Origin of the sequence: Streptomyces sp. S063 (assembly GCF_002832675.1) — a bacterium.
In the GTDB taxonomy this organism is placed as follows: Bacteria; Actinomycetota; Actinomycetes; order Streptomycetales; family Streptomycetaceae; genus Streptomyces; species Streptomyces sindenensis.
Genome location: NZ_CP021707.1, coordinates 5,993,318 through 6,007,893, shown reverse-complemented (window position 1 = coordinate 6,007,893; position 14,576 = coordinate 5,993,318). Strand labels below are relative to the sequence as shown.

The 14,576-nt window shown below is 73.7% G+C and carries 5 protein-coding genes; 2 read left to right on the top strand and 3 right to left on the bottom strand.

Annotation, left to right across the window (positions count from 1 at the left end; genetic code table 11):
* Positions 1-153 precede the first annotated feature (153 nt).
* A complete protein-coding gene (locus tag CCZ36_RS27550) occupies positions 154-930 on the top strand; it encodes a thioesterase II family protein (protein ID WP_069738992.1) in 777 nt (258 codons plus the stop codon).
* Positions 931-990: 60 nt separating this feature from the next.
* Here CCZ36_RS27550 and CCZ36_RS27545 read toward each other — a convergent pair whose 3' ends face one another.
* Positions 991-1,788: an ABC transporter permease gene (locus CCZ36_RS27545; protein WP_069738993.1), complete on the bottom strand. Its 798-nt coding sequence runs from the start codon at positions 1,786-1,788 to the stop codon at positions 991-993.
* The gene (locus tag CCZ36_RS27540) at positions 1,785-2,786 is read right to left on the bottom strand and encodes an ATP-binding cassette domain-containing protein (RefSeq protein WP_069738994.1); all 1,002 of its coding nucleotides are present in this window, start codon (positions 2,784-2,786) and stop codon (positions 1,785-1,787) included. The genes CCZ36_RS27545 and CCZ36_RS27540 overlap by 4 nt, the downstream gene beginning before the upstream one ends.
* 98 nt (positions 2,787-2,884) lie before the next feature.
* Here CCZ36_RS27540 and CCZ36_RS27535 point away from each other — a divergent pair, with 98 nt between their 5' ends.
* Positions 2,885-3,652 (top strand): TetR/AcrR family transcriptional regulator, encoded by a 768-nt coding sequence (locus CCZ36_RS27535; protein WP_069738995.1) that lies wholly within the window; start codon positions 2,885-2,887, stop codon positions 3,650-3,652.
* Between the two features lie 21 nt (positions 3,653-3,673).
* On the opposite strand, the gene CCZ36_RS27530 is transcribed toward CCZ36_RS27535, so the two are convergent.
* Positions 3,674-14,512, bottom strand: coding sequence for a type I polyketide synthase (locus tag CCZ36_RS27530; protein WP_128818786.1), 10,839 nt, complete (start codon positions 14,510-14,512; stop codon positions 3,674-3,676).
* Positions 14,513-14,576 lie beyond the last annotated feature (64 nt).

Below are 14,576 nucleotides of genomic sequence, written 5' to 3'. Positions count from 1 at the left end.
TTCTAGGGGGTGCCGCGTGCGATCCCGCCCTGGCGGTGGCCGGTGGCAACCCCTAGGGGTTGCGCGGTCCGCGGGACGCTGACACATTCACGGGATAATTGGCCTACCGTTGTGTGTTCGGGCGAACGCGCGAGAATAGGGTTGCATCTACAGATGACTTCTGCTTCCGGTGAACCGAGCGCGTGGATACGCCGCTTCCACGCTGCCCCTTCGGCCCCCACCCGTCTGGTGTGTCTGCCGCACGCGGGAGGTTCCGCGTCCTATTTCTTCCCCGTGGCCAAGGCGTTGACGCCCGGCATCGAGGTGCTGGCCGTCCAGTACCCCGGGCGGCAGGACCGGCGTACGGAGCCATGCGTCGAGAGCATCCACGAGCTGGCCGACCATGTGGCCCGGGAGCTGAAGCTGTGGGCGGACAGGCCGGTGACGCTCTTCGGGCACAGCATGGGATCGGTGCTCGCCTACGAGGTGGCGCGACGGCTCCGGGGGTCGGACGTCGAGCTGCTGGGGGTGCTGGCCTCCGGGCGGGGCGCCCCCTCACGGGCGCGCGTGCACGATGTGCACCTGATGCGCGACGACATGCTTCTGCGAGAGGTGCGTGCGCTGAGCGGCACGGAGGACAAGCTCTTCGAGGACGACGAGATCGTACGCATGGTGCTCCCTGCCCTCCGCAGTGACTACAAGGCCGTGGAGACCTACCGGTACGACCCGGACGACAAGCTCTCGTGCCCGGTGGTCGCCCTGCTGGGCGACGACGATCCGCGGGTCTCCGAGGACGAGGCGCGGGGCTGGGAGGACCACACCGACGGGGAGTTCGGGATGCGGGTCTTCCCCGGCGGTCACTTCTACCTCAACGACCAGGCGGAGGCTGTCCTTTCCGTCGTCACCGAGCACGTGGCGAAGTGGTCGGCCGCCGCGGGACGGGCCGTCTGAAACAGCCGGGTGCCGTCACCGCTGGACGGTGACGGCACCCTGTACGTGAGAGGCCCGCGCTCACTTGCCCGTGTGCCGGCGGAAGTACCTGACGGTGAAGACGACGGTGAGGGCGAGCACCGGGAGCCACCAGACGACGGAGAGCATGACGCTGTTGCCGGTGGGCGTGCCGATCAGCAGCCCGCGGACCGCGTTGACGATGGGCGTGAACGGCTGGTTCTCCACGAAGGCGCGCAGGATCGAGGGCATGCTCTCGGAGGGCACCAGGGCGCTGCTGGCGTAGGGGAAGAAGACGAGGATCATCGCGTACCCGCTGGCGGCCTCGACACCGCCCGCGAGCAGGCCGAGCAGGGTGGCCAGCCAGGAGATCGCGGTGATGAAGAGCAGCAGGAGGCCGCACGCGACGAGCCAGTCGCCCAGGCTCGCCGAGGGGCGGAAGCCGACGAGCAGGCCGACGAGGACGACCAGGGTCACCGCGAGCACGTTCCGCAGGACGGCCGAGACGACGTGGCCGACGAGCATGGCCGAGCTGAACATCGGCATGGTGCGGAACCGTTCGACGATCCCGTTCTGCAGGTCGTTGGCGACGCCGACGGCCGTGGCGGAGGCGCTGAAGGCGATGCTGACGACGATGACTCCGGCGATCACGTAGTTCACATAGCTGGGTCCTCCCGTCTGGATCGCGCCGCCGAAGAGGTAGCGGAACAGCAGCAGGAGCATGATCGGCAGGACCACGGACTGGATGACCTCGTCCACGTTCCTGGTGAGGTGGCGCAGGCTCCTGCGGATGAGTACGACGCAGTCGCCGGCGGCGAGGACGAACTCCGGGCGCGCCTTGGGCGCGACGGCCTGGTTCATGCGGTCTCTCCTGTGATGGCACCGGCTCCCACGGAAGCCCCGGCTCCCGTGGCGCCGTCGGCGGCGGTGGCGGCCCCTGTCCGGGGGCCGGAGCCGGTGAGCGTGCGGAACACGTCGTCGAGGGTGGGCTCGTGCAGGGCGAAGCCCTTCACGTCGAGGTTCTGGGAGGCCGCGAGGTTCAACAGGTCGCGTACGTCCGAGGGGCTCTCGATCGGCATGCTGAGGGTCTGCATGCCGACGTGCTCGCCGTCGAACAGTGCGCGGGCCCTCGCGAGATCCTCGCCGTCGAACGTCAGCTCGACCCGCTCCGAGCCGACCTTGCGCTTCAGCTCGCCGGCGGTGCCCTCCGCGACGACGCGGCCACCGTCGATGACGGCGACGCGGTCGGCCAGCTGATCGGCCTCTTCCAGATACTGCGTGGTCAGCAGGACCGTGGTCCCCGCGGCCATGAGCCTGCGGATCGTCTCCCACATGGCCATCCGGCTCGTGGGGTCCAGGCCGGTCGTCGGCTCGTCGAGGAAGAGCACGGGCGGCGAGTTGATCAGGCTGACGGCGAGGTCGAGCCTGCGGCGCATACCACCGGAGTACGTCTTCACGGGGCGGCGGGCGGCGTCGGTGAGGTCGAACTGGTCGAGCAGCTCGGCGGCTCGCCGCCGGGAGGCGGCGCCGCCCAGGCGGAAGAGCTGCCCCATCATCACGAGGTTCTCCTCGCCGGTGAGCAACTCGTCCACGGCGGTGTCCTGGCCCGTGAGGCCGATGACCCTGCGCACCGCGCGGGGTTCCTTCATCACGTCGTGGCCGGCGATGGTGGCGGTGCCTCCGTCGGCACCGAGCAGGGTGCTGAGGATACGGACGCACGTGGTCTTCCCCGCGCCGTTGGGGCCCAGCACACCGAGCATGGTGCCGCTTTCGACCCGGAGGTCGACCGAGTCGAGAACGGTCAGGTCGCCGAATGCTTTACGGAGCCCCCGGGCCTCAATCGCGTAGTTACCCGTCACCAACCACACTTCCCTTTACCAAATTGTGTGCCTCATATACTTGGCTTAAGTGATACACAGTTTTAGGGTGGTCGTCAAGCGCCGAACATGGGAGACACATGACGCCTGAGCGAAAGGCGAAGGCACCCCAGCCGACCAGCGTCGAGCTGTTGTGGGGTGCCAGGAACAAGCCGACCCGGGGTCCGCGGCCCGGCCTGTCCCTGGAGGTCATCGCCAAGGCCGCCATCGAGATCGCCGACGAGGAGGGGCTCGAAGGCCTCTCCATGCAGTCCGTCGCGAGCCGGCTGGCCTACACGGCGATGTCCCTCTACCGCTATGTCTCGGGCAAGGAACAGCTCGTCGACGTCATCTACGACACCGCCCTCGGCCTCCCCCGCCCCGCCCCCGAGTCCGGTGACTGGCGCGCGGGGGTCCACGACTGGGTGTGGGGGATGCTCGGTGTCTACAAGGCGCACCCGTGGCTGCTGCGGGTCACGACGAACTCGCCTCCGCTGGGGCCCAACCAGCTCGCCTGGTTCGAGGCCCTGCTGCACCACGTGTCCGGGATCGGTCTGGACGAGGAGGAGGTCCTCCACCTCGTCATCTTCGTGACCTGCGCCGTACGTGATCTCGCCAGGACGTCCAGTGAGCTGGCGCAGGGCCCGCAGCAGTCCGGGGTGGCCGTGGAGGAGATGGCGCAGGAGTACGCCCGGGCGATGAAGGACCTCGTGGGCGAGGCTCATCTCCCCGCGCTGTCCAAGATGGTCGCTGCAGGAACGTTCGAGCCCGGCGACGCGGAGTACAACGACATCATGCCCAGCCTCGAGTTCGGCCTGCAGCGCCTGCTCGACGGGGTCGACGGTTACATCAGCGCCCGCGGGCGCTGATGTAACCGTCGATTCTCCCGGTCAGTCCTCGGCGCCGCCGATCGCCAGGTTGATCAGCGCCTCGCTGTCCATCGTGTCGATCGACGGTGTGGCGCCTTCCCCGTCCGCGCTGCCCCTCTCCACGCCGTCCCTCTGCGTGCCGTCGCCCGCCGTCCGGCCGGCCCCCGCGTCCGCGAGTTCCAGCAGGCCGGCCAGCAGCCCCGCCTCGCGCAGCCGGGCGACGGGGATCGACGCGAGCAGCTCGCGCACCTCGTGCTCGGCGAAGGCCCCGGCTCCGCCCCGGTCCGCCTCCTCGGGGTCGGGCTCGGGGGCGAGCGCCTCGCCGAGGTAGGCCGCGAGGACGCGCGGATTGGGGTAGTCGAAGATCATCCCGGCGGGCAGCTTCAGCCCCGTGACGAGGGTCAGCTTGTTCCGGAAGCCCATCGCGGACAGTGAGTCGAAACCCGCCTCGTTGAAGGGCCGGTCCGGGTCGATCTCCTCGGCCCCGGAGTACCCCAGGATTCCGGCGGCGTGCGTGCGTACGAGCTTGAGCAGCGCGGGCATCCTCTGGTGCTCGGGCATCCCGGCCAGCCGCTCGCGCAGCGTGCCGGTCTCCGGCGGCGCCTCCTGGGCGGTCCGCCGGGCCGGGGCGCGCACCAGGCCGCGGAAGAGCGGGGGCAGCTCCTCCGGGTCCGTGTCCGCGAGCGCCTCGGTGTCCACCCGGATCGGCAGGAGCAGCGGGTCGTCGAGCAGCCGGGAGGTGTCGAGCAGGGCCAGGCCCTCCTCGGTGGAGAGCGAGCCGATGCCGCTGCCCGCGAGGCGTGCCTCGTCCGCGGCGCTCAGGGAGTCCGCCATGCCGCCGCCCGTCGCGGTCTCCCATCGTCCCCAGGCCAGGGAGGTACCGGCCAGCCCCGCGGCCCGGCGGCGTGCCGCCAGCGCGTCGAGGAACGCGTTGCCCGCCGCGTAGCTCCCCTGGCCGGGTGAGCCGAGCACGCCCGCGGCCGAGGAGAACAGCACGAACGCGGCGAGGTCCATGCCCTCGGTCAGCTCGTGCAGGTGCAGCGCGCCGTCGACCTTGGGACGCAGCACCGCGTCCACCCGGTCCGGGGTGAGCGAGGAGAGCACACCGTCGTCGAGTACGCCGGCCGTGTGGACGATGCCCCGCAGCGGCCGGTCCTCGGGGACGGCTGCCAGCAGCGCGGCCACGGACTCCCGGTCCGCGACGTCGCAGGCGACGGTGGAGACCTCGGCTCCGAGCGCTTCCAGCTCCCTGCGCAGCTCGTCGGCGCCGGGCGCGTCGCCGCCCCGGCGGCCGGCCAGCAGCAGGTGTCCGACGCCGTGCCGGCCGGCCAGGTGCCGGGCTACCGCGCCGCCGAGCGCGCCACCGGCTCCGGTGATCAGGACGGTCCCGTCGGCGCCCCAGGCGACATCGCCCGTGGGCGCCGCGCCCGCCCCGGCCATCCGGGGCGCGAGTACCGATCCCCCGCGCAGGGCGACCTGCGGCTCACCGGACGCCACCGCGGCGGGCAGCACCGCCAGGGACGCCCGGTCGCCGTCGTCGGCCGGCAGGTCCACGAGAACGATGCGGTCCGGGTGTTCGGCCTGCGCCGAGCGCACCAGTCCGGACACCGCGGCGCCCGCCAGGTCGCGCGGCTCCTCCCCGCTCCCGCAGGCGACGGCTCCCCTGGTGACGACGACGAGCCGGCCCTTGGCGAACCGCTCGTCGGCCAGCCAGGCCTGGAGGACGCCGAGGACGCGGTGCACCTCGCGGTGCGTCGCCTCCGGGGTGCCGTCCGCACCGCCGGAGGGCACGAGGACCACTCCGTCGTCCGCCACCCCGGCGAGGCCGTCGGCCGCGACGGCACCGAGCTCCCGCGCCAGTGCCGGGTGTCCGTCGCCCAGGACGTGCCAGCCCCTGGTGTCCTCGGCCGGTTCGGCGGCGGTCTTCCGCCACTCGATCCTGAACAGCGTGTCGGCCGCCCGGGGTACGGGCTCGGCCCGCACGGTCGCCGCCGACAGCGGACGCAGCAGCAGCGTGCCGACCGACAGCACGGGCTGCCCCGAGGTGTCGGCCACGTCGATGGAGACGGAACCGCTGCCCACCGGACGTACCCGCACCCGCACGGACGTCGTGGAGACGGCGTACAGGTCGACGCCCTCCCAGGCGAACGGCAGCACCGGCTCGTCGGCGGCGGCGGCGCTGAACCCGATGGCGTGCAGCACGGCGTCGAGCAGCGCCGGGTGGACCCCGAACCGGTCGGCGTCGGCCTGCTCCGCGTGCGCCAGGCCCACCTCGGCGAAGGCCTCGCCGTCCCGCTTCCAGACGGCGCGCAGCCCCTGGAAGGCGGGCCCGTAGGCCATGCCCTGGCGGGCGAGGTCCGCGTACAGGCCGTCGAGCGGCACCTGTTCGGCGCGGGCCGGCGGCCAGGCCGTGAGATCGAAGGCGGCCCGCGCGGTGCCCGGTGCCAGCGCTCCGGTGGCGTGGCGGGTCCACGGCGCGTGACCGTCCGCGTCCTCGGGGCGTGCGTGCACGGTGAACCGCCGGATGCCGGTTCCGTCGGGCGCCGCCACGGCCAGCTGGACGCGTACGCCTGCCTTCCGGGGCACCACGAGCGGTGCCTCGATGGTCAGTTCCTCCAGGCGGGGGCATCCGGTCCGGTCGCCCGCCTGGATCGCCATCTCCACGAAACCGGTGCCCGGGAACAGCGCGGCTCCGCCGACCACGTGGTCGGCGAGCCACGGATGCGTGCCCAGGGAGACGCGTCCCGTGAGCAACAGTCCCTCGGCGTCGGCGAGTTCCGTCGCCGTCCCGAGCAGCGGATGCTCCTCGGGACCGGAGCCGGCGGCCGTCTCCACCCAGTACCGCTGCCGCTGGAAGGGGTAGGTGGGCAGCTCGACGAGGGTCCGGCGGCCGAGGACGGCCCGCCAGTCGACGGACCCACCGCTGTTGTGCAGGGTTCCCAGCGCCGTGAGCACCGACGTGGGCTCCGCCTGGCCCTTCCGCAGCAGCGGGGTCGCCACGGCGTCCTCGACACGGTCGTCCAGCGTCTCCCGGACGAGTGCGGCGAGTGTGCCGCCGGGGCCCAGCTCCATGAACCGGGTCACGCCCAGCGATTCCATGGCGAGCACCGCGTCGTGGAAGCGGACGGGGCTGCGCACCTGACGTACCCAGTGGTCCGGGGTGCGCAACTCCTCGCCGACGCGTGCGCCCGTGACCGTGGACACCACCGGGATACGCGGCTCCGCGTAGGTCAACTCCCCTGCGACGGCGGCGAACTCCTGGAGCATCGGCTCCATGAGGGCCGAGTGGAAGGCGTGTGAGACACGCAGCCGCTTCGTACGGTCGAAGCGTTCCGCGACGGCGGCCACCGCGGTGGCGTCGCCCGAGATCACCACGGATTCCGGCCCGTTCACGGCGGCGATGTCCACTCCGTCCACGAGCGCGGCGCGCACCCGCTCCTCGGAGGCGGCGACCGCGACCATCGCGCCGCCCTCGGGGAGCGCCTGCATGAGCCCGCCCCGGGCGGCGACGAGCGTGCAGGCGTCGTCCAGGCTCAGTACCCCGGCGACGTGCGCCGCGGCCAGCTCGCCGATGGAGTGCCCGGCGACGACGTCGGGGGTGACCCCCCAGGACTCCAGCAGCCTGAACAGGGCCACGCCCACGGCGAAGAGGCCCGGCTGGGTGTAGCCGGTCCCGTTTAGGAGCTCCGCCTCCGGGGTGCCCGGCTCCGCCCACATCACATCGCGCAGCGGCCGGTCGAGCCGCGCGTCCAGTGCCGCGCACACATCGTCCAGCGCGGCCGCGAACGCCGGGTAGGAACGGTGGAGTTCGCGTCCCATACCCGCCCACTGGGAGCCCTGCCCGGAGAACAGGAAACCCAGCCGGCCCCGGCCGCGGGCGAGGCCCTCGGCGACGCCCGGCGCCTCCTCGCCGTCGACCAGGGCCATCAGCCCGCGCAGGAACTCCGGATGGCGGCGGCCGACGACCACGGCGCGGCACTCCAGCGCGGCGCGTGAGGTCGCGAGGGAGTAGCCGATGTCGGCGAGGTCGCGGTCGGGGTCCTCGTCGAGGTACGACAGCAGTTGTTCGGCCTGGGCCGCGAGCGCCGCCCGGCTGCGTCCGGACAGCAGCCAGGGGACGGCCGGCCGGCCGGCGTCGGACTCCTCCGGCTCGTCGGCCGCCGGGACGCGTTCCTCCCGCGGCGGTTCCTCGATGATGAGGTGGGCGTTGGTGCCGCTGACGCCGAACGACGAGATCCCCGCCCGACGCGGGCGGCCGGCAGGCTCCCACGGCCGGGATTCCGTCAGCAGCCGGACGTTCCCGGCGGACCAGTCGACCTCGGTGGAGGGTTCGCTCACGTGCAGGGTCTTCGGCAGTTCACCGTGGCGCAGGGCCATCACCATCTTGATGATGCCCGCGGCGCCCGCGGCGGCCTGGGTGTGCCCGATGTTGGACTTCACGGAGCCGATGAGCAGCGGCCGGTCCTCGGGCAGGTCCTGCCCGTAGGTCGCCATCAGCGCCTGCGCCTCGATCGGGTCGCCGAGCCTGGTCCCGGTGCCGTGGGCTTCGACCGCGTCGACGTCGGCCGGGGTCAGTCCGGCGTCGGCCAGTGCCTCCCGGATGACGCGCTGCTGCGCGGGACCGTTGGGGGCGGTCAGCCCGTTCGACGCACCGTCCTGGTTGACGGCGCTGCCGCGCAGGACGGCGAGCACCGGGTGGCCGGCCGCACGGGCGTCGGACAGGCGCTCCAGAACGATCAGGCCCACCCCCTCCGACCAGGCGGTCCCATCGGCGTCGGCGGAGAAGGCCTTGCACCGGCCGTCGGACGCGAGGCCCTGCTGGCGGCTGAACTCGACGAACGAGTCGGGTGTCGCCATTACGGCGGCCCCGCCCGCGAGCGCGAGCGAGCACTCGCCCGCGCGCAGCGCCCGGGCCGCGAGGTGCAGGGCCACCAGGGACGAGGAGCAGGCGGTGTCCACACTGACGGCGGGGCCCGCGAGACCGAGGGTGTACGCGACCCGTCCGGTGACCATCGAACCGGAGCTGGCCGCGCCCGCGTAGTCGTGGTACTGCACGCCCACGTAGACGCCCGTACGGCTGCCCTTCAGCGAGCGCGGGTCGATCCCGGACCGCTCCAGCGCCTCCCAGGAGGCTTCCAGGAGGAGCCGCTGCTGCGGGTCGATCATCGGCGCCTCCTTGGGCGCGATGCCGAAGAACCCGGGGTCGAAGTCGCCCGCGTCGTAGAGGAATCCGCCCTCCCGGACGTAACTGGATCCGGGCCTGCCGCCCCGGGGGTCGTACAGTCCGTCGATGTCCCACCCGCGGTCGGCGGGGAAGTCACCGATGCCGCTTCCCTCCTCGGTGAGCAGCCGCCACAGGTCCTCGGGCGAGGTGACGCCGCCGGGGAGGCGGCACGCGAGGCCGACGAGGGCGATGGGGTCGTCGTCCGCCGCGCGAGCGGCCGTGGGGGCAGCCGTGGCCCCGGTGCCCGTGCCGGTGAGCGCGTCCAGCAGGTGGGCGGCGAGCGCGGTGGGGGTGGGGTGGTCGAAGATCAGGGTGGCGGGAAGCCGCAGCCCGGTCGCCGAGTCGAGTGCGTTGCGCAGCTCGATCGCGGTGAGGGAGTCGAAGCCGAGCCGGTGGAACTCCAGGTCGGCGTCGATCTCTTCGGCCGACGCGTAGTCCAGTACGGCGGCGGTGTGCGCGCGTACCAGTGCGGCCACGGCGGTGTGGTGCTCGCCGTCCGGCAGACCCGCGAGCCGTTCGGCGAACGTCGTGGCCGTTTTGTCCTGGCCCGTCGCGCCCGCGGCGGACCGGCGGGCACCGCCGCCCACGAGGCCGCGCAGCGCCGGGTGGGTCTCGGCGGGGGCGGTCCGCAGGGCGCCGAGGTCGAGCCGGACGGCGACGTCGGCGGCGCCCGGCGTCCCGAGTGACGCGTCGAACAGGGCGAGCCCCTGCTCGGTGGTCAGCGGCAGCAGACCGCCACGGGCGTGCCGGGACATGTCGGCGCCCTCCAGCCTGCCGCCCATGCCGGCCACCTGGCCCCACAGTCCCCAGGCCAGCGACTTGGCCGGCAGGCCGAGCGCGGCGCGGTGGGCGGCGAGCGCGTCGAGGAAGGCGTTGGCGGCCGCGTAGTTGGCCTGGCCGGGCGCGCCGAGCACCCCGGAGACCGAGGAGAACAGCACGAACGCGGCGAGGTCCATGCCTTCGGTCAGCTCGTGCAGGTGCAGCGCGCCCTCGGCCTTCGGGCGCAGCACCGCGTCCACCCGGTCCGGGGTGAGCGAGGTGACCAGCCCGTCGTCCAGCACACCGGCCGCGTGCACCACCGCTGTCAGCGGATGCTGCCCGGGGACCTGTGCGAGTGCCGCGGCGAGCGCGGCGCGGTCCGCCACGTCGCAGGCGGGGGCCAGGACGTGCGCGCCGAGGGCGGTCAGCTCGGCCGTCAGCTCGGCGAGCGGCTCCGCCCCGCCCCTGCTCAGCAGCAGCAGGTGCCGTACGCCGTGTGCGGTGACCAGGTGCCGCGCGAGCACGCCGCCGAGCGCGCCGGAGGCACCGGTGATCAGGACCGTGCCCCGGCCGTCCGCGCCGCCGAGCGGCCGGTCCACGGCGTCGGGGACCGGCGCGGTGCGCACCAGCCGGCCGGCGTGCGGCACACCGTCGCGCAGGACGATCTGCGGCTCCGCGTGGGAGAGGGCGGCGAGGGCCGCCGGGGAGAGCGGGGCGGGCCCGCGCCGGGCGTTCGCCCCGTCACCGGCCGCGCCGTCGGCTTCCCGGCCCGTTTCGCCGTCCTTCTCCCCGGCCCTTCCCTCGTCCTTCTCCTCGTCCAGCAGCACGAAGCGGCCCGGGTGTTCGGCCTGCGCCGAGCGGACCAGGCCCCACACGGCGGCGCCCGCCGGGTCGGCCACCGGCTCGTCGCCGACGGCGACGGCCCCACGGGTGACCACGGCCAGGGTGGAGCCGGCCGTCGAGTCGGCGGCCAGCCAGGCCTGGAGAGCCTCCAGCGCGCGGTGTGCCGCGTCCCGTACCGCGTCGGCGCCGGTGCTGTCGGCAGGCTCGCAGCGCAGCACCACGAGGCCGGGTAGCTCCGGGCCCGCCAGGTCGACGGCTTCGAACTCGGCCGTGGTGACGGTGCGTTCGCCGTCGGGTGCGGCGGGCAGGGGGCGCCAGTCCAGCCGGTACAGCGGGTGCCGTGCATCGGCGGAGCGCGTTCCGGAGGGGTCGAAGGGCCGGAAGGCGTTCGCCTCGACGGTCGCGACGAGGCCGCCCGCCGCGTCCGCGACGGTGACGTGGAAGGTCCTCGGAGCGGTGGGAGTGAACCGTACGCGCAGCACCGTGGCACCGCTCGCGTGCAGTTCGACACCGGACCAGGAGAACGGTACGAGCCCCGCGCCGCCCGACTCGGGGTCGTCGCCGCCCGCCGCGCGCAGCGCGTGCGTCGCCGCGTCCAGCGCCGCCGGGTGCAGCCCGAACCGCTCGGCGCCGTGGGCCGCGTCCTGGGGCAGGCGCACCTCGGCGTAGACGTCGTCGCCCTTGCGCCAGGCCGCGTGCAGCGAACGGAACACCGGCCCGTAGTCCAGCCCGGTCCCGGCGAAGTCCTCGTACAGCCCGTCCAGCGCCACCTCCCGCGCGCCCTCGGGCGGCCACACCTCCAGACCTCCCGGTCCGTCCGCCCGGGCGGAGGCGGGCGTGACGGTTCCGGAGGCGTGCTGGGTCCACGGCTCCTGGTCCGCCTCGGCGCCGGGCTGTTCGGGAGCCGCGTGCACGGTGAAACTCCGGCGCCCCGAGCCGTCGGCCTCGCCGACGGCCACCTGGACGCGCACCGACCCGTCGGGCGGCAGCACGAGCGGGCCGCTCAGGGTCAGTTCCTCGATCCGGCCGCAGCCGACCTGGTCGCCCGCCTGAACCGCCAGTTCCACGAAGGCCGTTCCGGGAAGGAGCACATTCCCGCCGACGACATGGTCGGCGAGCCAGGGCTGCTGCGCGGCGGACAGCCGCCCCGTCAGCACCGCGCCGTCCGTCCCCGCGACGGTGACGGCGGCGCCGAGCAGCGGGTGTCCGAAGGCGCGCAGCCCGGCCGAGCCCAGGGCGTCCAGCGGGGTGCGCCCGTCGAGCCAGTAGCGCCGGTGCTGGAACGGGTACGTCGGCAGCGGGATCCGCCGGGCGCCGGACCCCGCGAACACGGCGGCCCAGTCCGGGTCGACACCGCTGACGTGGAGCCGGGCGAGGGCGTGGAGCAGTGCCTCGGGTTCGGGCCGGTCCCGGCGCAGCAGCGGCACCGCTACGGCGGTGTCCCCGCCGGTTGTCAGGCAGGCGCGGACGGTGGCGGTGAGCGTGCCGTCCGGGCCGATCTCCACGAACCGGGTGGCTCCGGCGGCCTCCAGGCTCCGTACGCCGTCGTGGAAGCGGACGGTCCGGCGTACGTGGCGTACCCAGTAGGCCGGGTCGCACAGCTCCTCGGCCGTGGCGGGCTGCCCGGTCACGTCGGAGACGAGCGGGATGGCGGGCGGCGCGTAGGTGAGGCCGCGGGCCACTTCCGCGAACTCCTCCAGCATCGCGTCCATGTGGCCGGAGTGGAAGGCGTGCGAGACCCGCAGCCGCTTGGTTCTGCGCCCCTCGGCGTCGAAGTGCGCGGTGACGGCCAGCACCCCCTCCGCGTCGCCCGAGACGACCACCGAGGAGGGCCCGTTGACGGCGGCCAGGTCCACGCGGTCGTTCAGCAGGGGGCGTACCTCCTCCTCCGTCGCGTCGACGGCGGCCATCGCTCCGCCCTCGGGCAGCGCCTCCATGAGCCGGCCGCGCGCGGCGACGAGGGCGCAGGCGTCCTGGAGCGACAGCACTCCGGCGACGTGGGCGGCGACCAGTTCGCCGATGGAGTGGCCGAACAGCAGACCGGGGGTGACGCCCCAGGATCCGAGCAGCCGGAACAGCGCGACCTCGACCGCGAACAGTGCGGGCTGGGCCCATCCCGTCCGGTCGAGGAGCTCCGGCTCGTCGAAGATCACGTCGCGCAGCGCGCGGCCCGGGCCGTGGCTGTCGAAGACGGCGCACACCTCGTCCAGCGCCCGGGCGAACACCGGGAAGCGGCCGTACAGTTCGCGGCCCATACCGGCCCGCTGGGATCCCTGTCCGGAGAACAGGAAGGCGGTCTGTCCGTGCCGCACGGCTCCGAGGTGCGTGCCGGGCGGGGTGTCGCCGTCCGCGAGGGCGCCGAGGGCGCGGGCGGCCGTTTCCGCGTCCTCGGCGAGGACGACCGCGCGCTGCTGGAGCGGCGAACGGGTCGTGGCGAGCGAGAACCCGAGGTCGAGCGCGCTCGCGCCGCTGTCGGCCACCGGGGCCAGTCGCGCGGCCTGTGCGCGCAGCGCGGCCGGGGTCAGACCGGAGAGGGGCAGCGGCACGGGGAGGCCGGCGGGCCATGACGGTGCGTCGGGAAGGGTGGTCCCCCGCTCCGCCGGGGCGTCGTCGGGTGCGTCCCGCACGGTGTGCGGGGCGGGCGTCTCCTCCGCCTCTTCCAGGATGACGTGGGCGTTCGTCCCGCTGACGCCGAAGGAGGACACCCCGGCGCGGCGCGGGCCGTCGCCGCGCACCCACTCCTGGGGTTCCCGGAGCAGGCGTACCCCCCCGGCGGCCCAGTCGACCTCCTCGGTGGGCTTCGACACATGGAGCGTCTTCGGCAGCAGGCCGTGCCGCAGGGCGTGGACCATCTTGATGACGCCGCTGACACCGGCCGCGGCCTGCGCGTGACCGATGTTCGACTTGACGGAGCCGAGCCACAGCGGCCGCTCCGGCGAGCGGTTGGCGCCGTAGGTCGCGAGCAGCGCCTGGGCCTCGATCGGGTCGCCGAGCGTGGTCCCGGTGCCGTGGCCCTCCACCGCGTCGATGTCGGCCGGGGAGAGCCCCGCGTTCGTGAGCGCCTGCCGTATGACGCGCTGCTGCGAGAGGCCGTTGGGGGCGGTGAGGCCGTTGGAGGCGCCGTCGGAGTTGATGGCCGAGCCGCGGATGACGGCCAGGACGGGGTGGCCGTTGCGGCGGGCGTCGGACAGCCGCTCCAGGAGCAGCAGGCCCGCGCCCTCGGACCAGCCGGTGCCGTCCGCGTCGTCGGAGAACGCCTTGCACCGGCCGTCGGGGGCGAGCCCGCGCTGCTTGCTGAACGCCTGGAAGGGTGACGGTGTGGCCATCACCATCACGCCGCCGGCCAGCGCGAGCGAGCAGTCCAGGTTCCGCAGGGCCTGGGCCGCGAGGTGGAGCGCGACCAGGGAGGACGAGCAGGCGGTGTCGACGGTGACGGCCGGGCCCTCGAGTCCGAGCGCGTAGGCGATCCTTCCGGAGATGACGGAGCCCGCCGTCCCGGTGCTCAGGTAGTCGTCGGCGACCTCGGCCATCCGCGCGGGCGCGACCCCGTCGTAGTAGTCCTGGCTGCCGCTGCCGAGGAACACGCCGACGGGCGTCCCCTGGAGGGAATGCGGTGCGATGCCCGCCCGTTCGACGGTCTCCCAGGCGAGTTCGAGGGCGATCCGCTGCTGCGGGTCGAGCGCCAGCGCCTCGCGCGGCGAGATGCCGAAGAACGCCGCGTCGAAGTCACCGGCCCCGGCGAGGAAGCCGCCCTCGGTCACCGTGCCGGCGTCGGGGTCGTCCGGGTCGGTCTCGAAGGCCACCCGGTCCCAGTCGCGGTCGCCGGGGAACGGCCCGATGGCGTCCGTGCCGTCTGCCACCAGTTGCCACAGGTCCTCGGGCGTACGGACGTCACCGGGGTAGCGGCAGCCCATCGACACGATCGCGATGGGCTCCCGATCGGCCGACTCCCGTTCGCGCAGCCGTTCGCGGGTCTCCTGCAGAGTCGCCGTCACCCGCTTGAGGTAGTCGACGAGCTTCTCTTCGTTAGCCATCTGCGCCTCGTGTCCGTCCGTCTGCTCGTTCGTTCCGCGTGGCCGGGGCCCGGTCATGCCGCTC

What these genes read in the sequence shown, in the direction of transcription:
- CCZ36_RS27550 (WP_069738992.1), top strand. Translation starts at nt 154, where the DNA reads ATGACTTCTGCTTCCGGTGAACCGAGCGCGTGGATACGCCGCTTCCAC.
- CCZ36_RS27545 (WP_069738993.1), bottom strand. Translation starts at nt 1,788, where the DNA reads ATGAACCAGGCCGTCGCGCCCAAGGCGCGCCCGGAGTTCGTCCTCGCC.
- CCZ36_RS27535 (WP_069738995.1), top strand. Translation starts at nt 2,885, where the DNA reads ATGACGCCTGAGCGAAAGGCGAAGGCACCCCAGCCGACCAGCGTCGAG.
- CCZ36_RS27530 (WP_128818786.1), bottom strand. Translation starts at nt 14,512, where the DNA reads ATGGCTAACGAAGAGAAGCTCGTCGACTACCTCAAGCGGGTGACGGCG.